The sequence below is a fragment of the Streptomyces roseoverticillatus genome, from assembly GCF_000719265.1.
Lineage (GTDB): Bacteria > Actinomycetota > Actinomycetes > Streptomycetales > Streptomycetaceae > Streptomyces > Streptomyces roseoverticillatus.
Genome location: NZ_JOFL01000024.1, coordinates 1 through 18,578 on the forward strand (window position 1 = coordinate 1; position 18,578 = coordinate 18,578).

Genomic DNA, 18,578 nt, shown 5'->3' on the forward strand with positions numbered 1-18,578 from the left:
TGACGGCGGCGATCCGCTCCGACTCGTCCGGCCAGGAGTTCAGGACGTCCTCGCCCCAGTTCTCGGCGTGGACGCGGTGGAGAACGTTCCAAGTGGCTAGCGTGATCACGCGGCGCGATGCTAGCCCATTCGTTGCCTGGCCTGTGATCAGGTTCGACAACCGAGCGGCACAGATCATGAGCCTGCCGGCCGCTGCCCCGTTCGGTTCGGTACGCGGATAGTCGACGGGCTCCTGGAACACTGGCGGGGGTTGGCAGGGGCGCCCGTACACCGGCGCCTGCCCTCCCACCGGCCAGCCGCTCCGTCGGCAGCACCCAGGCGCCCTTGGTCGGTGCCCCCGCCTTCGAACAATTGCATACGGCACAACGCTGCCGGTAAGCACAGACGTTGCGGAACGACGCCGAGGCCCCACCCGCTCTATGGGCGCACCTACTCATCTCCGAATGAGCACGTCACCCCTGTCGACGAGCCGGCCCCATGGCGTGGAATCGCCTCATGGAGAAACACCCGCCCCAGGAACCACCCGCTGCCCCCGTGGACACTCCAGCCCCGACCGCAGGGGTAAGCCGCAAGGTCGTGGTGCGGCGTTGGCTCATCAGCCTGGGTGCAGTCGCGGCGGTCTTCTGGGCATGCTCTGCGGTGTCCGACTTCTTCGAGAATCTCGGGGGCGGCCCGGTTCGGTCCGCGGCGGACTACCGCAAGCAGGACATCAACACCCGGGAGGCCGGCAGGCGGATCATCAGTGACCTGCGACCGGGCGTCGGTGACGGCGACCGGATGCATGAGGAAGGCAGCACCTCATGCGTCGATGACCTGGGGTTCGACGATGACGGGGTGACCAGGAAGCAGCCCCACTACACATGGGGCCTCCACTATTCCAGCGAGGCCGACTACCGGGCCGACCTCGGCAAGCTCCGCGCCGCATGGGCGCACCGCGGCTGGAAGACCGTGGAGCAGCCCGCGGACGAGCCCTTGAACCCCGACCGTCCGACACCGCGATGGCCGGGCATCCGGACCACCGACGACCACGGCGTCACCCTTGCCATCCGCATCGACTGGTACACGGGCGAGCCCACTCTCTCAGCCGACGGCGGATGCATCCGCTACCAGCGCGACAACGGGGTCATCGCCCGCAAACGCACGGGCGCAGGCGGCGGCAAGTCCCCGGCCAGGCAGGGCACCGTCACCTACGACGACGGCGTCCGGCTCTCCATCGGCCCCGTCCAGCCCATGCCCCCGACCCCGGACGAGACAGGCGACGGCACGCCGGCCGCCTACACCTACCGCGTGCCCGTCACCGTGACGAACCTCAGCGGCGCTCCGGTAGAACTGCGCAGCTACGACATCGGAAGCTACGCAGGTGCGAACCCGGGCGTCACAAGGCTCAGCAGCTACCCGGCAGAGCTCAACTCGGGCGGACCGCACCTCGTGTCGGAGGGCGAGTCGACGCGCCTGGAGTTCGTGTACACAGCGAAGACCAAACCCTCGCACCTGGACCTCACCTACGGCCCCGGCGAGCTTCACACCTCCTACCCATGGCGACTCTCCGTCCCCTAAGACCCGCGGCCCTGGGCAAGCCCGCGTAGCCGGAGGGGGCTGGACGGAAGGACGGGTGACGAGCAGCTGACGCCTGACCGGGTGTACGGCTCGCGATGTGGGTCGCCTCCGCACGCACGTATCCCGTCCCAAGGGGGAATGGATGGAGTGGGTCGGACATGGGAGATAATCGATCTGTTCGATTATTTATCAGGAGATTCATGCACAAACATCTGCCCCTGTTCGCGGTCTGTCTCACGGTCGCCGCTTTCGGCGTCTCGGCGTGCGGCCCGTCCGGTGACAGTGGCTCAAACGCCCCGGCGGCGTCGGCCTCCGCCTCGGCTGCCCCGTCCATGAGCCCGTCAGCTGCCCCCGAGGAAGTGCGCGGGCTGACAGGGCTGTCGGCCAAGCTCTACCTGGAGACAATCCGGGAGCACTACGCCGACCTGGACCGCGTCAGTGACGACGTGCTGGTCACTCATGGGAACGCGCTCTGTCTCGCCCGTGGGCAGGCCCTTGTCGACCAGGCCAAGAAGACCAAGCAGGAACTTGAGCTCTCCGGGAAGCAGGCTTCGGCAATCCTCGGGACCGCGCACGGCTACTGCGGCAGGAACGTGTTCGGGTGAAGGCAGAGAACTAAACCACCAGCCTGCTCAACGGCTACCCAGCAGGTGTACGGCACAAAGGTGGACCGACGGGTGTGCGGTCGTCGAGACTGCGCCGCCACTCCCGGCAGCTACCTCGTCTTCGTCGGGGACTAGCCGGACCAGCGGACGGTTGAAGAGCGAGCTGAGGGCATGGGGCACCTGTCGGCTCGGCTGCCTGGATCGTCCATGTCCGGCCGCGCGGGAAGGTGGAGGGCGCGAGCGGTTCAGGGGAGCCAGTCGGCGTAGCGGGTGGGGGCGAGGTGGGCGTCCGTGTCGGTGAGGACGTCGCCCTTGACGACGGCGAACATGCCGGCGGTGGGGTCGGTGACGACGGTACGGTTGTCACCCTTGTGGGACAGGGTGATCCGGCCCAGCTCGTCCAAGGGGAAGATCTCGGGGCCGGCGATGGTGTGAATACCGTTCAGCGGGGCGCCCGCGGCGACCTCTGCCACCGCATTGGCCACGTCCTTGGAGGCGATCGGCTGGATCGGCGTGGCGGGCAGCCGGACGGTGTCGCCGTCGGCGGTCCAGGACAGAACGGCATCCATGAACTCCATGAACTGCGTCGCCCGGATGATCGAGTAGGGGACCGGCCCGGCGGCGAGGATGTCCTCCTGGAGCACTTTGGCCCGGTAGTAGTCAAGCTCCGGCACCTGGTCCGCGCCGACGATCGAGAGGATGACGAAGTGGCCGACACCGCCCTTCCGGGCCGCGGCCAGAAGGTTGTCCATCGAGGTCTGGAAGAAGGCCGGGGAGGCTTCGTCGAAGGTCGGGGAGTTCGTCAGGTTGACGACGACGTCGGCTCCCGCCAGCGCTTCGCCTAGTCCTTGACCGCTGATGACGTCGATTCCGGTGGACTGCGAGTGCGGTACCGCCTCGTGCCCGGCGGCATTGAGAATCTTGACGACCTGCGACCCGATCAGTCCGGTGCCGCCGATGACTGCGAACTTCATGACGCGCCTTTCATCGGAAGATGCATCTGCAATATCACACATGACTCCAATATGGGCGTTCGGTGTGAAGCAAGGTCGCACATCCGGCACGCCTCCCTTGGCAGGGAGCCGCTGCACGGGCTGCGCTGGTTCCCCTAGGGGCACCCCGCTGCCCCAGTCGGCGGCGACGCCGAGCGAGCGTGCCTTTCACGTAAGGCTGGGTGGCGACGACAGCTCCCGGTGCCGGCCTGGCGTGAGGTCCGCGCGCATGGCCTGGAGCAGGCGCTGCTGGCACGCGCGGAATCGTTCGCGCTGCGCCGCACAGCGGGGATGGTTCCACCGTGTTCCGGAGGCGACTTCGTCGCGATACGCCGGCAAGGCCGTCAAGGCTGCCTGAGTGCACTCGCGCACCTGCTGACCGGCTGTCAGCTCCATCCGGTACCGGCGGGTGTAGACCTCGTGCTCGTGGACGGCTGCCCCCGCCAGGGTCTTCCGCTCGGAAGCTCGTCGCGGCCAGCGGCTGGCGGCGAATATCTGCTCGCGCGCCCCGAACAGGGCCGTGAGGAACTCCGCATAGAGAGCATGCTTCTGCTCCCGTGCCCGTACGCGCTCTTCGCGGCGCCAGCGCGTGCGGTCTGCCAGGTAGGTGGCGATGACAGCGAGCAGGCCGCCGGTCGCCGCACTCACTGGTGCTGTCCAGTCCATCGAACCAAATTGCCATCCCTGTATGGCCGAAGGGAATACCAGAGCCTTGCTGGTAGTACGGGCCGTGCGCGGCGTGGTTACCGCCCGCGCTCTCGGGCGTCCGGCCGTTCGGGAGCGAGAAATAGACAGTCCTGTACCCGCCGCCGGCCGCCTGAGCAGCGCCGTTGGCGGATCCCGGAGGCCCGCCCGGAAGCACCCGCCGATGTCGTGGTGCACCGGCTCAACTGTTCCAGGGCGGCATGTCTCAGCGGTCCGTCACCGACGGCGAGGCCCTGCGCCTGCTGGCCGACCCTGAGACTGCTCTGACACGCGGGGCCGCGGCCCCCGGGGGGGGGGAGAGGGAGTCGGTTCCCCGGGCCGCGCCCAGCCGGGAGCAGTCGGCCTGTCGCGGCTGGTGACACAGTGACATGTTGGTGTCCCATGGAGGCCGTGTTTGTCGCTCGCCGCCGTGAGCGTGCCGGGGACGGTGGCCGGCGCGGCACTCACGGCGATTGCCGCGGCCCGCTCAGAACGGCGCAGGGATGCCGCCGCCCAGCACGGGCGGGAAACGCAGGAGTGAGGTGGCGCAGCGCACTCAGGCGTACGAGAGGGCCCTGGAGCGCCGGCGGTGGCGGCGCGAGAGCGCCGCCAGGCTGCCCGCCCTCGCGACAGGGCAGTCCAGCACGCGCCTTGGCAGCCAGAGGCCTCTTGGGGGCTCCGGAGCCACTGCCACCCATCTGTGGAGGATCCAGTTGCCTGGTGCCGACCTTGTCCGGCAGTCCTCCAAGAAACTCCCGCAAGGAACTCCCGCCGCAGTCTGAGTCCAACGTACTGTGGATCACATCTGGCCGACGGCGTGGAAGCGCCTTCAAGGGGTCAGGGTTCAGGTGGCGAGGAGAAATGCTCAGGGAGCTGCCCGCCTCCGTGATCGCCCTGTCCTGTACGGCCCGCAACACCTGTTCCAGAAGGACCCACTTCACGGTCATGTTCGCCTTGGTGGCATCGCGGCGCATCCGCCCCGCTTCGAGGGCTGTGCCGAGGTAGAGGCAGGTGACTGCCGAGGTGCCGGAGGTCAGGGGATGGAACCGGGTGAGTAGGCACAGTTGTGGATCTTCTGAAGTGAAGATCCACACCCATTGACGATTGCCGACGGGCGTGTCACGGGCCCCGTGCGCTGGGAGTGGGCCGCTGCACGCCGCAGACGGGCGGGCGTCTGGAGGGCTACGGTCCGGTGTGTCGGACGTACGGGACGCCTTCAGGGAGGGTTCGTGAAGATCACCCGGGCAGCGATCACCGGTTGTGCGGCGGCCGTGCTGGTACTGGTCTGTGCGTCGGGGGCCGGCGCCGACACCTCCGTCGGCGGCTCCCTCCTTGGGGGGAACCAGGTGATCGCGTCCATTTCGGCGCCGGTCAACGTCTGCGGCAACGCAGTCGCGGCCCTGGGGGTTGCGGTCAGCCCGGATGCACCGACAAACGCTTGCAATTCGGGCACCAGTAACGGCCTCTCCGTCCTTGGGGGAAGCCTGACGAACGTACCTGCGACAGTGCCGTCCAACGTCTGCGCCAACGCGCTCGGCATCCCCGTGGCATCCACCGATCCAGACGACCCAAGCTGCGCAAACACCCCGTCCGGCTGACCCAGCTGACCCAGCTGACCCAGCTGGCGCAGGCCCATCGTGGTAAGGATCGGACACCAGCTTCCAGGATGCCTGCCACTCGGTCGGTGATCGTTGCGATCCCCGGACGGCGCAGCTTGCCGGCCGCCTTGGGGATCATCCGCTCCCGCACCGGCCTGGGCCGGAAGGTGTGCGGTCCTTGATCTGAGGCCGCAGCACGCCGAGGAACTCCTCGACGCCAATCCACAGCGCGATGGACGACGCCGTGCGACCATCCCCCGGCCGTGCGTGCGCCCTTGTTACCCCGCACCGGTCCCAGGCCACCAGCAGGAAGCCGGGATCGGCGACGAGAATGAACAGGTCGCCGAACCGGCGATGAGGATCATCACGAGCCTAGGTGCAGCTTGGTCTGAATCTTCAGTACCCGGAGCTCCGCCTCGAACAAGGCGCGCTCCAGCTCGTCGGTATCCACCAGCGACCCTCCCGGCATTCCAGTACTTCAGCCACTGACTTGCCGGCCCCCTTGCCCTGCGACCGACTTTTCCGGTCTCCACGACGGGTCGTTACGCCGCGGCTGCTACGGGGCCTCCGCCCCACCCACGGCCATCAGTCGGCAACGGACCTGCCCACCACCGGGCCGGCTGTCCGGCAGTTCGGGCGACCGCGGACGGTTCCCACGTTCAACGCGCGGAGGCGATGCTCACCATCGCCGCGGTCACCCTCATGACCCACCGGCTCACGCGGCCCACCGCCTTCCCCGACGCCGGCACCCCGCACCTCAGCAATCCGGTCCGAGCTGCCTGAGTCGGCCCCTCACTGAGGGGGAGGTGGTACGCGAGAAACCCGCCACTTCGTTACGAGCTGTCAGATTCGGTGGTGGTGAGTGCCGACATCGGGAGTGACGACGGACGCTCTTATCTTTCACTAAGAACTTTCCCCTAGCGTCTCGTTCATGATGATGCAACGTGGTGCAGCCGGATCTGTTGTCCTCACGGCCGTGGCCTTGACGGCCACCGTCGGGGTGGCCGCCGCGGCTCCCGCCCCCGACAAGGCCGCCGCCTCGGCGTCCCACGGCAAGGTGACGGACAATCTGTACATGTCGCTCGGCGCATTCGAGGATGCCACGTCCGGCGAGGACCCTAAGGTCAAGGCCATGATTGACCGTACGGACATCGGCGGCGTACAGGTGGTGGTGCCCTGGAAGGCCCTTGAGGGGAAGAAGGGGGAGTACAAGTGGTCGCGGCTGGACAATGCCCTGACGTATCTCCAGGAACGCCACAAGAAACTGTTCGTCCAGGTTCAGGACCGGTTCTTCGATGTAGCCATGAAGGACGCCAACGTTCCCCAATACGTGAAGGACGAGGGCGGGGTCGCGCCGACAGTCGATGAGAACCCTGACAACCCCACCACTCATGGGGCCATGGTCGCGCAGTGGAACAAGGAAGTGCGAGCAGACTTCCAGGCCATGCTGAAGGCGATGGCGGAGAAGTTTGACGGCAAGCTCGCCGGGGTGAACCTTCCGGAGACCGCGGTCGAGGTGGACACCAAGACGGATCAGACCAAGTACACCTCGAAGTCCTACATCGATGCCGAGATCGACAACATGCGCTACGGCAAGAAGGTCTTCACCAAGACGCAGTTCATCCAGTACATCAACTTCCTGCCGGATGACGACGACCACAAGCGCATGAAGGAGATGTTCGACCTCGCCAGGGACAAGAAGATCGGCATCGGAGGACCGGACACCCTGCCGGACCGGAAGTACCAGATGGAGAACTCCTACAAGTTCCTCCACGAGTACAAGGATGCCCTTCCCCTCGTCGCGATGGCCGTCCAGGAACCCGACATCAAGGCCAAGGACCCCAAGACCGGTAAGCCGTACACCCGCGAACGGTTCACGGACTTCGCCCACGACTATCTCGGTGCGCGCCAGATGTTCTGGACCACCGAAGCGGACTGGCTGCAGAAGCCCCCGGCATGACACGTGCGCGAGTGCGGCTACTCAGACCCGTGTGAGTGACCGAGCGCTCCCGGGGTGGCACAACCTCGGTCTGACACCCCTGGGGGAGCGCTCCGTCTCGAAGTGGACGGCTTCGACCGGTTCGACGCCGTGCATGACTGGACAGCCGAGCCCCCATCGCCGTATACGCCGGCACACGGCGCGCCTTCAGGCGAACAGCGCGGTGGCCGCCGCCAGCAGGTCGTGGTTGCTCCCGGTGATGTCACGCTTGGTCAGCCGGTGCAGTTCGTCCGCCTGCACGCCGAGGTCCTCAAGGGGCACGTCGACGTTGCCACGTGCCCGCGTGGCGCGCCGCAGGGCCACGCGGAATCCTGCGCCGCGCGGCAGGTCGCCGAGCAACTCGGGCAGCCATACGCGGAGCAGTTCGTGAGTCCATACGTTGGCGCCACCGGCACCGGTCCGCAGGGCGGTCCCGAGGACGGGCCCGAGACCGTTGTCCTGGAAACCGGCGGCGAAGATGTCGGCGGCCGAGTAGGACAGCGCGTCGGTGATCAGGACCTTCGGGCCGACGTAGCGCGGCAGGCCGGCGGTGATCACCACGGGATCGGTGAGGGGGAAGGCCTGCGAGTACAACTCGCCCGTTTCCACGGCGGCGCGGATCGAGCTCGTCCAGGCGCGGAGGCCCGGATTGGACCGTGCCAGGGCGAGCGCGGTCCGCGTGGTGGACAGCGAGAAGCTGACGGGGACGACGGGGTTTTCGCTCAGGACCTGCAGGGCGGATTCCGCGGCCGGGACATGGCCGCCCGGGTTGCCGCGGATATCCACGATCAGCCCTCCGGCGGGAGCGCGTGCCACGATCCGCGCCACCTGCTCGGCGAACAGCCGCGCGCTCGAGACGTTGAACGAGAAAACGCGCAGGTACCCGTACGCGCCGCCGCGGAGCCGCAGCGTACGGTAGGCGACGACGCTGCGGAGGGCCCGCGCGGCCGAATGCCGGGCACCGGGCGGAGCGAACAGCGAGCGCTTGATCTGGCGCGTGGTTTCGTTGCCGGCGTCGATGGCGAGACTCGTAGCGAGCGTGGGGACGGGATCCTGCGCGCGCCCCGCGTACTGGTCGGCGGCGCGTACGCGCCACGGGACGCGCGTCTCGCGGCGGCGGCCGGCTCGAGTGCGGTAGGACAGCAGCACCCAGTGCTCGTCGGGCGGGGGACCGGTCCGCAGCGGGCGCAGCGTCAGCGACTCCAGCCCGCGTGCCAGGCGCGCGTCGGGGTTGGAGCCTGCTTGTGCGGCCGCGTTGCGTTCGATCGCGCGCTCGATCGGGACTCCGTTCCAGGATTCCAGCTCGGCTCCGGCGTCGAAACCCGCGTGCACGAGCGCGGGGTCGATCTTGGAGACGATGTGGTGCGGGGTCCCGTCGGGGTCGGTGTAGCGCTCGACGAGGAAGCCCAGCGCCGCCACGTGACCGCGGTACGGGTCGGGCAGCTGATAGACGGTGTGCAGGTCGTGCAGCCCCTTGAAGACGTCCGCGAGTTCGGCGTGGAACTGGAGCTCGCCGAGCGGCGGGAGGCGGCGTTCGAGCAGACGCAGGCGCTGGACCGGGTCGGTGGCGTGCATCGCCCGCTTGAGGGGGAGGTGGACGTAGAGCTCTTCGAGCAGTACGCGGGCGGCGGCCACGAGCTGGTAGCGGCCCGCGAGCGGCAGCGGGTCGGCCTCGGCCCGTGCCGTGAACTCGTCGAGCCCGACCGACTCCGGAAGGACCCGGGCAGGCTGCGCGGTGGCCGGGCTCACGAGTAGTACTCCGCGAGGTGCTGAAGCTCCGGCACCCCGCTGCGCGCCACGGCGTCGAAGTAGGCCTCTTCGTGGGTCAGCGCGTCCAGGGGCGGAATGACCAGATCCGGCGGGATCTCGCCGGCGGCGGCGAAGGCGCCCACATCGCCGTCCGGCATGTCGCCGAACAGCGCGAGCGGTGCTTCGGGTTCGTCGAGCGGCCCGCCCCAGGCCGCGAGCGCGTCCTGCGAGGCGCGCCAGGCGGCCACGGGATCTTTGCGTACCTTCTCCAGCGCGCGCTTGATGCCGGGCCAGTCGAGCTTGGCGTCGGCCCGGTCCGGCCGGCGCACCGCCACGTGGCGCTTGAGCCCGGCCACGGTGATCGTGTCGGTCTGCGTCGCCCCGGCGGCCGTCATCAGCGCCGGCGCTCCGTAGAACGGACGGCCGCGCACCATCACCAGCCGTACGTGCCGCTCGGTCGCTTCGATCAGGTTGCGGTAGGCGCCCTCGGCCGGGTTGTGGCGCTCAAGTACGAGCAGGTCGGCGGCGCTGCCGCGCTGGAGGCGACCCACCTGCGGTCCCCAGGCGGTCGCCAGGGCGTCGCCGGGGTTGGCGGTGACCATGTCGCACAAGTCGCGGTCGCTGAAGTGCCCGTCCAGCTCATGGCGGTTCACGGCGTCGGCGACTTTGAGCTCGCCGAGCACGTGTTTGGTCCCCGACGGCGACCAGTCGGAGCCGAGCGCGATGCGCAGCCCTTTCTTGTCCGCTTCCGCCACGTCGGTCGTGTCGTGGTAGAGCCAGTAGTTGGAGAACGGCGACCACACGACGGTCCCCTTCTCCGCGGCGTTGATCGCCGTGACCGCGTCGTGCCACTTCGTGAAGTCGGCGGCGGTGAGCGCGGTGCCGTGAACCCCGACCAGCCCCGGTTTCAGGCACGGCTCCAGCTCGTCGAACTCGCGGTGGACGATGGAGCCCGGCTTGCCCTCCGCGACGTGGTAGATCAGCACCCGGGTGCCGTCGAGCTTCGGCGCCCGGATCTCGCGCAGCTCCTCGGCATCGAGCTGGAGTGCCGAGGTCATCACCATGTCAGCGCCCGCCGGCAGCTTCTCGTTGTCGATGATCCGCAGGAGCCAGCCGTCGACGGCGCGCGTCGAGGCGGGGGCGCCCTGGATGGACGTGGTCCCGCCGATCAGCGCCTTGACCTCGACGTACTTGACCAGCGCCTCGGGCGCGGCCTGAGCGAGCACCTTGGCGGGCCAGGTGACCGACGTGGAGTAGCCGGGCGGGTGGTCCTCATCGACCCAGCGGTCGTGGTGCGCGTAGGGGACGCCGGCCGCCTCCCACAACGGCAGCGTGTTGTAGGTGAGGTGGTTGTGCAGGTCGACCAGGCCGGGGAGGATCAGCGCGCCCGTGTCGATCCGCGGCGCGGCGGAGAACCCGGCGGGCGCATCCTGTGCGGCCGGCCGCACCGCCGCAAGGCGTCCGTCGTCCCCGACGTACACGGCGCCGGGGTCGAGGATCCGGTGGTCGCTGTCGAAGGTGACGACCGTGCCCTGCAGGACGATCGCCATCAGCTCGGCGCTTTCCAGATCAGCGTGTGCCGGTCGTCCGGCGACGGGCGGCTGACGGAGTTCTGCGCCCCGCTCGGCTTGGCGCGTACCCAGGCGTCATCGCCCAGGAACGCCGGCGCGCCGAAGGGCAGGTCGCGGCGGGGGATCGCGCTGTAGTCGGACTCCTGGAAGTCGGTTCCGTAGTTGGGGCCGGTGTTGTCGCCGTCGTCGTCCAGTGTCACGACCGCGCGCAGCCGTGTGACGGCATCGCGCCAGGCGTTCAGCAGCTCCGCCGTGTCATGGCTGGACGGGTGGGGCACTTCGCAGAGTCCGACCTGGGGCCGTGCGGTCCACAGCCGTACCGCTTCCTGGGCCATGAACCCCATCGCCACGACGGCCTGCAGCGTCGTGTCCGTAGCCCGGTCGAAGACCGCGTTGCGCCACTGCATCTGCTCCGGTTCGTCGAGCCGGTCTTTCATCGCGAAGGCCTGGCTGGGACGGACCGCGTACGCCCAGGCGTTGAGACAGACGTAGGAGCTGGTCAGCCCCAGTTTGGTGAGGAAGCCCTGCACGCGCTGGCCGGCGTTGCCGACGAGGCTGCGCCCGGCGATCCGCTCGGTCGGGCCGGGGTCCGACGCCACGATCAGCACGCGGGCCGAGCCGTCGAGCCGGCCTCGGTAGAAGACCGGCCCCCAGTCGGACCAGAACGCCGTCTTGACGGGCGGTTCGGGCACCTTGGCCAGGAGCTCGGCGAACTGCTCCGTGGGCCCGCGATCGAACTCCGGCATCGGTCAGCACCCCTTCCCCGGGCGGGTGGCGAACTGCGTCGGCCTCACGAACCTCACGGCGGCGTCCACGGTCTCGTACCGTCGGAGCGCCGGCTGTTCGAAGCGCGGGCTGTCGGAGCGCGGGCTGTATGAGGTGTGGCTGCGGCCCTGCACGTCCGGAGCGCGTCTCGCCCCCTCCGGCGGCCGGCGGCGCATCCAGCCGGCGGTGCCTCGCGGCCCCGGAATCGAACCAGATTCTTGATTTCATTTCTGGCATCTAGTGATAAAGGGAGCATGCCGCCTCGGGTTCTGCAACCTGAGGCGGCTTCCACCCGCCTGCGCGCGCTGGTCCCGCAGCTCGCCGGGTACGACGACGGGCAAGAACCGATCGCCGGCCTCGACGGTTTCCTGAGCCGGATGCCCGAGGCGGTGCCGCTTGACTCGCTCTACGGCGGGAGCGCACGCTGAGGATACGAGGTACGCATCGGATGTAAGCGTACGTACCACGCATGTGTGCGCCCACGGGTACACACCCACTCGTCCACTCGTCGCGAGCGCGCCGTCCCCCGGCCGGGTCGGCATGGCCGGTCTCCGAGCCCGACGGCGCCCGAGAGGGGCCGTCATGTCCAGCGAGTACACCATCCTGCGTGTCCGCGTCACGGCCAAGGACGCCGACACCCTGCGCGCCCTGCTGCGCGACTCCCGCCCCGATGTTGGCGGCCGAATCCGCCAGAACGAGGACGGCAGTCTCACCTTTGACGCCTATGTATCCCCCGAACAGGGCGAAGCCCTGGCTCGCGAGGGTGTGTCGGCCGTGACCGTCGAGGACGCCACCGCCACCGGACGTGCCCGTCAGGCCGAGGTAGGTGAAGGAGACCGGTTCGCCCCCGAAGACGCGGTTCCGCAGGGACTCGCCCTGAAGGTGCGGGACAGCTAGGAGGGACGCCATGCCGTACCTGAACATCACCGAAGTCGAATCCGGCGTGACCAGCCTGGCCGCCGCGTTCCCGACGACTGACCTCATCGAGCTGCCCGAGCCGACCTTCGAGGGCCGGACCTGCCACGCCCTGCGGATCGGCACCCACCGCCTGGAACCGAAGCCCGCCGTCGTCCTGATCGGCGGCGCACACGCCCGCGAGTGGGGCAGCTGCGAGATCCTGATCAACCTCGCCGCCGACCTGTTGCACGCACACGCCGGAGGCACTGGCCTTGCGTACGGCGGCACGAGCTTCACCTCCGCCCAGGTGCGCAGGATCATGGAGGAGCTCGACGTTGTCGTCTTCCCGCTCGTCAACCCGGACGGCCGGCACTACAGCCAGACCGTCGACCCCATGTGGCGGCGGAACCGCAATCCGGCCCAGTCCGGTGGAAATCCGGCCGCGGTCGGCGTCGACCTCAACCGCAACTACGACCACCTCTTCGACTACCGGACCGCTTTCCACCCCTCCGCCCCGGTCCGCGTCTCGGACAACCCGGCCGACCGCGACCAGGTCTACCAGGGCCCCGAGCCCTTCTCGGAGCCGGAGGCCCGCAACGTGCGCCGGCTGCTGGACCACTTCGTCCGCACCCGCTGGTTCGTCGACGTCCACAGCTACACCCAGAAGATGCTCTACGTGTGGGGCGACGACCAGAACCAGTCCGTCGACCCGGCCAAGAACTTCCGCAACCCCCTCTTCGACGGCAAGCGCGGACTGAAGGACGACCTGCTCTACGCCGAGTTCATCGAGGAGGCCGACGCCGACGCCTCCGCCGTGCTCGCCGAGCGGTTCTGCGAGGCCCTGAAGGGCGTACGCGGCAAGGAGTACGCCCCCGAGCCGGGCTTCGACCTGTACCCGACCTGCGGAACCAGCGACGACTACACCTACGCGCGCCACATCCTCTCGGGCCAGGAGGAGGAGAAGATCCTCGCCTTCACGGTCGAGTGGGGAATGGACTTCCACCCACCATGGGCGGAGATGAAGAAGATAGTCCTCGATGTCGACGCCGGCCTCGTGCAGTTCTGCCTGACCGCTCTCGCCTAGGAGTTGCCGTCAGAGAGCCGCGCCCGCCCACTACGCAGGCGATGCCCGCCCACTACACAGGCGATGCGAGGGTGACGGCTGATGGGCCGCTGATCAGACACTCCCGATCTCTTCGGGACCTTTTCGGGATCTCTTCGGGATCTCTTCGGGATCCTTTCGGGTGGATGTCGGTTGAGGGCGGATGGCCGAGCCGGCGCCTGTGAGAAGTCCGTCGATGACATCAGGACGTCTCTGAATGGGCGTAGGCCGCGATGGAGTGTGGTGGTGAGTTGGTCGAAATCGGTGAACGGGCAGGCAGCCTGTCAGTCAAGGCTCTTGCGTAGTGGGCCCCGCCTGCAATGTCTGTGGGCGACCGGTCCGCCTGCGCCACCGAAGCCGGCCGGCGGCCACAAATAAGGGACTGGGGGCGGTGCGGTACCGACTTTCGGCCATCCGATGCCGATGCCGGTGTCCAAGTGGACTGGTCCGTGGCACGATCCCCGCATGGTCCGAGCGGCTCGATGGCGTGCCAGTGGCCACTTTTTCCTCCTCCTTGGAGCCGCCGCGGCACTGGCCGTACTTGTGTGGTTGTCGTGGCCGCAGAACAACCGACCGGCGTTGAGCGGCCGAGTGACGCTCGCGACGGGCGTTGCTGCCGGGGTCTATGCGAAGTACGACGGCCTGCTCCGTGAGGAACTTAAGAACTCCTACCCCGGCTTAGACGTACGTCTGGTCCCCAGCCAGGGCTCGGTCGACAACCTTCGGCAAGTCGCCGAAGGCCGGGCCGACTTCGCGATCGCCGCCGCCGACGCGGCGGCCGAATACCGCAGCGCCGGCGGAAACGGAAGCCGGCTGCGAGCCTGTGCCCGGCTGTACGACGACTTCCTGCATCTGGTGGTGGCACACGACTCGCCGGTGCGGTCGGTCCGGGATCTGCGGGGTGCGCGGGTCGGGGTCGGGGGTGTCGAGTCAGGTGTCCAGCTGGTCGCGCGCCGCGTGCTGCGGGCCGTCGGGCTGGATCCGGACCGCGATATCAAGCCGGTGCTTGCGGGCATCGACAGGATGCCCGATCAGCTGCGCGTGGGACAGATCGACGCTTTCTTCTGGTCCGGCGGACTGCCCACTCCTGCCGTGCAGAGACTCGCCCGCACCTTCCCTATCCGCCTGATACCGCTGGGCGATCTGGTCGGAGCCCTGCACCGGCTGAGCGGGGCCTCAGTTCCCTTGTACCGCGCGGCCTTGCTGCCGTCCGACCTCTACCCGGAGACCGGCAGCCGCGAGGCGATCAGTACCATCGCCATCCCCAATCTGCTGACCACCGCGGACTATGTCACAACGGATCTGGCACAAGCGGTCACCGGCACTCTAATCAACAACCGCGAAAGCATCGGCCGACAGATGCACGCGGCCCAGAGTGTCGATCTGCGCACGGCCATTTTCACGGATCCACTGCCTCTGCACGAGGGAGCCCGGCTCTGGTACCGGCGCGTCAAGCCATAGCAGGCCACGTGGCCCTCCCTTCGGGGCACTCCGCCGGTGGCCGAGAAACACCTTGTAGGCGATCCCCGGCCCGGGGAATGTGAGGAAGCGGATCGCGTAAACACTCGCGTTCGCGCGGTGCGAAATCGGCGACGGGAGGACACGATCATGGAAATGAGCCTGCAGCCCACCGAGGAAGTCATGGGGGTGGACGGGCGATACCAGTGGACATTCCCGCTCACCACCGCGCTGCCGGACTCCTCCATCCACTCGGTCTGGTACGTCGCATTGCCCTTGACCTCCGCCCACCGCGGTGGTCACTCCGGCGGCGGGGCTCCCATTCCCGGCGTGGAAGGGCAGGAGCGTTATAGCAACGAGGGTTCGGTCTATCCGCACGCCGCCCTGGTCGAAATGATCACATACCAGGAGCGGTGCTTTCCCGATATGGCCTGGCGGTACCTCGACATGAGCCACCTGTCGTGGCCCGAGGTACGCGCCCAGATCGCCGCAGACCCGCCGGATGTCGTGGCATTGACCGTGTACACCGCCACCGCACTGTGGGCCTTCATCGTGGCCGCGGAGATCAAGCGCGTGAATCCCGACGCGGTCGTGGTCTTCGGGAACGACCATGCGGGAATTCTGTATCGCGAGACCCTCACCGGCCGGTACGGAAGCCGGTTGGTGGACTTCGTCAGCACAGGCAACAATGGCCCGTACACCATGATGGGGTTGCTGTACACGCTGCAAGGCGGGCTCGACCTGGCACGTGTCCCCTCCCTCGCCTACCGGCACCGCGGTGAGGTAGTCAACCAGCCTGCGCCCACCTATCCCATCGACCGCAGGCTGCTGCCCGACTACCGGCTGATCGAGGACCAGCTCGAGCAGTACTACGACAAGGCATTCGCCGTCTGGTACGCCCACCACTACGAGCTCAAACGGATGGTAACGCTGTCCCTGGACGCCGGCTGCACATGGGGCAGACGGCCCGGCCGCAGATGCAAACACTGCTCCATCCAGGGACTCACCCCCAAGACCACTCGTGTTTCCACCATCGTGCCGGTGCTGGAGGACGTAGTCGGCGTACTGGGCGCCAATGTGTATGCTGCGGGCGACTCCACCTTCGGCTTCTCACGCGGACAGTGGTCCGGAGAGATCGACTTTCTGGACGAGCTGGCCGAGGCGTGTGCCAACTCCGCCGTACTCCGGGACCACCGGTTCATGCTCGCTTACGGCCTGATCTTCGAATTCCTGCAGTCCGCCAAGTTGTGCCAGGGGTTCATCCGCACCTGGAACGTCGGTCTGGAAGCATTCGACCCCCGGCTCCTCAAGGGCGATTCCAAAGGAATCAACAAGGGACCTGACCGGGTGTACGCGGCATTGGAACTGGCGCAAGACCTGGGCTACAAGCTCTACATCTCAGGGATCATGGGTCTGCCCGGAACGACGCGCTCCATGCTCCGCAGCGAGGTGGACAAATGGCTTTCGCTGGCGGAGACCTACCGTGACTCGATCACCACGATCTCCGTGGCGGCACCCGGTGTCATCCCTGGATCCCGTATGTACTGGGAGTCGTTCACCTCCGACCCGGTGGTACGCGCCTGCCATGGTGAAATCATTCCGGCACGGCGGCTGACCGAACGGTATGTGCGCGAGCACACCGAGGTGGAACTGGCCGATGTCGAGGCTGCCATCGCAGATGTCGGCCGCGGCGTCATCACGCTGGGCGGGCAACAAGGCCAGATGAAATTCGGCGGCTACATGCTCGGCGGCCTGGATGAGGACGAAGCGGCCGAACAGCGTCTGCTCGATGCCATCTGCGCCCAGCTTTGACCCGCGATGGCAGCTGTGCGCGCCCAGCTGATCGGCCCGACCTACACCATCACCGTCACCTGCGTGGGTTCAAGTCTGCCCACTTCGCTCTACTCCGCGTACGGACGCCACTTCGCCCTCTCCTCCTTCGCGGTGACCGGCCTCTTCGCAATCTACGTCGCCGTCATCATCCCAACAATGCTGTCCTGCGGCGGCCTCTCCGACCGCTGGGGGCGCCGCCGGGTGGCCGGCATAGGACTCATGCTGTCCGCGGTGGCCTCCGCGTTGCTGGCCTCAGCGATCGCACCGGCCATGCTCTTCGTCGGGCGGATGCTGCAGGGCACTGCTGCCGGGCTCATCTCCGGCGCGGCAACCGCCGCACTGGCGGACGCCGCCCAGGAGCACAACCCCGGACCGGCGGCTCGCGGAAACGCCATCTCCCTCGCCTCCCTGGGAATCTCGGTGGGCAGCGCCAGCGGACCTCTGCTCTCCGGCGCCCTCGCCTCCTTCGCCCCCGCGCCCCTCTCCACCCCCTTCCTTGCCCATCTCACCCTGCTCCTGCCCGTATGCGCGATGCCCTGGCCGGCCAAGCCGGCCGGCAACGTGCTCTCGCAGCATCCCGGACCGGCCCGCCGACGGCACCGGTACTCCAACCGCCCGGCACTCGCCGGCAGTGCGGCCACCACCGTTCTCACCTGGAGTGTCCTGGGCATATTCCTCGCTCTGGGGCCTGCGGTGGTTGCGGCCCTGAACCCCTCCGCCGGGCCGGTCCTGGGCGGCGAGATGGTGGGGCTGATGCTGGTCTCCTCCGCCCTGGCACAGTTCTCCGCCGGACGGCTCCCTTCGGGAGCGGGCCAGCGCCGGGGACTCGCCGTCATCACGGTGGGACTCTTCCTGCTGGTCACTGCGGTGCTGCTGCACAGCCTGCCCCTGCTCGCCGTGGCCTCGGTAATTTCAGGGATCGGCCAGGGAACCGGCTTCACCGGTGCCCTCACCGACCTCACGGCCGTGGTGCCCGCCCAGCACCGCGGCAGGATGCTGTCCCAGGCATATGTCATCGCCTATCTGGCCCTTGCCGTCCCGGTACTCGGCGTCGGCGCGCTCGCGGACCACACCGGCGTCCTCACCGCGGTCACGATCTACGCGTTCGTGACCGTCGCCGGCTGTCTGCTGTACTTCCTCACAGCTCCTCCAGCCTGCCCTGCTACGGATCCGGCCCCGGAGAATTCCCACGGCGACTCGTTACCAGGCAAGCAGTCACGAGCACCGCGCCCTCGGAGGAAACCCCGAGGCTGACTTGACTCTGTCGGGGATCTTGTGACGTCGGTGTCATCCGTTGGTCGTTCGCCAGGACTGCCGATGGGGAATTCCGCGCTGATGCAGGTAGCTCCGGAAGGCCGTCGGAGAGCGTGGAGGTCGCGGTTCCCCCCTCCGTAGCGGCTGTGGTGGCCACGTCGGTGATCACGTTGACGCGGTCGTCGTCGCGTGATCCGTGATCCATGATCCGTAATCAGAGGGAGGCGCCATACGCAACGAACCGCACGAGACGGCTGTGCCGATAGGACTGCTGCTCCTGGTGGCTGGAACCCTCGTCGGGGATGCCCTGGTCGACCCCTGAGGGACCTTCGCCGGCGGCGTCGTCCTCGTCCGAGTCAAGAAGCCACGCCCTGACCAAGGTGCTGCGCCTGTCCGACCCCGGCATGCGAGAGATCCTGGCGAAGACGCGCGAGTCCGCGCCGCTCATCGGCGTCGGAGAGGGCAAGAAGAAGGTCTCTGTCGACCTGGCCGCCGACACGGCCCCCTGGAGGGTGCTTCGGCATCACGGGCCGCT

General features: G+C 68.0%; 15 protein-coding genes. 10 read left to right on the forward strand and 5 right to left on the reverse strand.

All coding sequences use genetic code 11. The features are described 5' to 3' along the window. Nucleotides 1-639 precede the first annotated feature (639 nt). Complete coding sequence (locus IF61_RS33545) at nucleotides 640-1,557, forward strand: hypothetical protein (protein ID WP_052393027.1); 918 nt, start codon at nucleotides 640-642, stop codon at nucleotides 1,555-1,557. Between the two features lie 332 nt (nucleotides 1,558-1,889). After that, the gene (locus IF61_RS0125640) at nucleotides 1,890-2,162 is read left to right on the forward strand and encodes a hypothetical protein (RefSeq protein ID WP_157848664.1); all 273 of its coding nucleotides are present in this window, start codon (nucleotides 1,890-1,892) and stop codon (nucleotides 2,160-2,162) included. 245 nt (nucleotides 2,163-2,407) lie between these two features. Here IF61_RS0125640 and IF61_RS0125645 read toward each other — a convergent pair whose 3' ends face one another. Both IF61_RS0125645 and IF61_RS0125650 read right to left on the reverse strand, forming a co-directional pair. Continuing rightward, nucleotides 2,408-3,136 (reverse strand): SDR family oxidoreductase, encoded by a 729-nt coding sequence (locus tag IF61_RS0125645; RefSeq protein ID WP_030368905.1) that lies wholly within the window; start codon nucleotides 3,134-3,136, stop codon nucleotides 2,408-2,410. A gap of 186 nt (nucleotides 3,137-3,322) precedes the next feature. Beyond that, the gene (locus IF61_RS0125650) at nucleotides 3,323-3,820 is read right to left on the reverse strand and encodes a hypothetical protein (protein ID WP_157848665.1); all 498 of its coding nucleotides are present in this window, start codon (nucleotides 3,818-3,820) and stop codon (nucleotides 3,323-3,325) included. 1,247 nt (nucleotides 3,821-5,067) lie between these two features. Here IF61_RS0125650 and IF61_RS35995 point away from each other — a divergent pair. Together IF61_RS35995 and IF61_RS0125675 are read left to right on the forward strand one after the other, a co-directional pair. Beyond that, a complete protein-coding gene (locus tag IF61_RS35995) occupies nucleotides 5,068-5,436 on the forward strand; it encodes a chaplin family protein (protein WP_157848666.1) in 369 nt (122 codons plus the stop codon). A 976-nt stretch (nucleotides 5,437-6,412) separates the two neighbouring features. Next, a complete protein-coding gene (locus IF61_RS0125675) occupies nucleotides 6,413-7,396 on the forward strand; it encodes a hypothetical protein (RefSeq protein WP_245684608.1) in 984 nt (327 codons plus the stop codon). 186 nt (nucleotides 7,397-7,582) lie between these two features. Here IF61_RS0125675 and IF61_RS0125680 read toward each other — a convergent pair whose 3' ends face one another. The 3 genes from IF61_RS0125680 to IF61_RS33550 are packed head-to-tail and all read right to left on the reverse strand — an operon-like array spanning nucleotide 7,583 to nucleotide 11,480. Continuing rightward, nucleotides 7,583-9,163, reverse strand: a complete 1,581-nt coding sequence (locus IF61_RS0125680) for a S41 family peptidase (RefSeq protein WP_052393029.1) — start codon at nucleotides 9,161-9,163, stop codon at nucleotides 7,583-7,585. Beyond that, nucleotides 9,160-10,713, reverse strand: coding sequence for an amidohydrolase family protein (locus tag IF61_RS0125685; RefSeq protein ID WP_030368910.1), 1,554 nt, complete (start codon nucleotides 10,711-10,713; stop codon nucleotides 9,160-9,162). The genes IF61_RS0125680 and IF61_RS0125685 overlap by 4 nt, the downstream gene beginning before the upstream one ends. Further along, the gene (locus IF61_RS33550) at nucleotides 10,713-11,480 is read right to left on the reverse strand and encodes a uracil-DNA glycosylase family protein (RefSeq protein ID WP_052393030.1); all 768 of its coding nucleotides are present in this window, start codon (nucleotides 11,478-11,480) and stop codon (nucleotides 10,713-10,715) included. The genes IF61_RS0125685 and IF61_RS33550 overlap by 1 nt, the downstream gene beginning before the upstream one ends. A 273-nt stretch (nucleotides 11,481-11,753) precedes the next feature. Here IF61_RS33550 and IF61_RS36000 point away from each other — a divergent pair, with 273 nt between their 5' ends. The 6 genes from IF61_RS36000 to IF61_RS0125725 all read left to right on the forward strand — a co-directional run bounded on the left by IF61_RS36000 (nucleotide 11,754) and on the right by IF61_RS0125725 (nucleotide 18,043). Next, entirely contained in the window at nucleotides 11,754-11,927 is a 174-nt protein-coding gene (locus IF61_RS36000; RefSeq protein WP_157848667.1) for a hypothetical protein, read from the forward strand. 154 nt (nucleotides 11,928-12,081) lie between these two features. After that, entirely contained in the window at nucleotides 12,082-12,396 is a 315-nt protein-coding gene (locus tag IF61_RS0125705; protein ID WP_030368912.1) for a hypothetical protein, read from the forward strand. Between the two features lie 10 nt (nucleotides 12,397-12,406). Beyond that, nucleotides 12,407-13,480 carry a M14 family metallopeptidase gene (locus IF61_RS0125710; RefSeq protein WP_030368913.1) on the forward strand — a complete coding sequence of 358 codons (1,074 nt, stop codon included), beginning with the start codon at nucleotides 12,407-12,409 and terminating at the stop codon, nucleotides 13,478-13,480. 483 nt (nucleotides 13,481-13,963) lie between these two features. Next, on the forward strand, nucleotides 13,964-14,959 hold the full coding sequence (locus IF61_RS0125715; RefSeq protein ID WP_030368914.1) for a TAXI family TRAP transporter solute-binding subunit: 996 nt from the start codon (nucleotides 13,964-13,966) through the stop codon (nucleotides 14,957-14,959). Between the two features lie 147 nt (nucleotides 14,960-15,106). Next, nucleotides 15,107-16,768: a B12-binding domain-containing radical SAM protein gene (locus IF61_RS0125720; RefSeq protein WP_030368915.1), complete on the forward strand. Its 1,662-nt coding sequence runs from the start codon at nucleotides 15,107-15,109 to the stop codon at nucleotides 16,766-16,768. 6 nt (nucleotides 16,769-16,774) lie between these two features. Continuing rightward, nucleotides 16,775-18,043, forward strand: a complete 1,269-nt coding sequence (locus tag IF61_RS0125725) for an MFS transporter (RefSeq protein WP_078660491.1) — start codon at nucleotides 16,775-16,777, stop codon at nucleotides 18,041-18,043. The last annotated feature ends 535 nt before the right edge of the window (nucleotides 18,044-18,578 follow it).

Excerpts from the sequence above, each read along its gene's own strand:
- IF61_RS0125645 (WP_030368905.1), bottom strand. The coding sequence starts at position 3,136 with ATGAAGTTCGCAGTCATCGGCGGCACCGGACTGATCGGGTCGCAGGTC.
- IF61_RS0125685 (WP_030368910.1), bottom strand. The coding sequence starts at position 10,713 with ATGGCGATCGTCCTGCAGGGCACGGTCGTCACCTTCGACAGCGACCAC.
- IF61_RS0125640 (WP_157848664.1), top strand. The coding sequence starts at position 1,890 with ATGAGCCCGTCAGCTGCCCCCGAGGAAGTGCGCGGGCTGACAGGGCTG.
- IF61_RS0125715 (WP_030368914.1), top strand. The coding sequence starts at position 13,964 with ATGGTCCGAGCGGCTCGATGGCGTGCCAGTGGCCACTTTTTCCTCCTC.
- IF61_RS33550 (WP_052393030.1), bottom strand. The coding sequence starts at position 11,480 with ATGCCGGAGTTCGATCGCGGGCCCACGGAGCAGTTCGCCGAGCTCCTG.
- IF61_RS0125710 (WP_030368913.1), top strand. The coding sequence starts at position 12,407 with ATGCCGTACCTGAACATCACCGAAGTCGAATCCGGCGTGACCAGCCTG.
- IF61_RS0125705 (WP_030368912.1), top strand. The coding sequence starts at position 12,082 with ATGTCCAGCGAGTACACCATCCTGCGTGTCCGCGTCACGGCCAAGGAC.
- IF61_RS0125720 (WP_030368915.1), top strand. The coding sequence starts at position 15,107 with ATGGAAATGAGCCTGCAGCCCACCGAGGAAGTCATGGGGGTGGACGGG.
- IF61_RS0125725 (WP_078660491.1), top strand. The coding sequence starts at position 16,775 with ATGGCAGCTGTGCGCGCCCAGCTGATCGGCCCGACCTACACCATCACC.
- IF61_RS36000 (WP_157848667.1), top strand. The coding sequence starts at position 11,754 with ATGCCGCCTCGGGTTCTGCAACCTGAGGCGGCTTCCACCCGCCTGCGC.
- IF61_RS0125650 (WP_157848665.1), bottom strand. The coding sequence starts at position 3,820 with ATGGACTGGACAGCACCAGTGAGTGCGGCGACCGGCGGCCTGCTCGCT.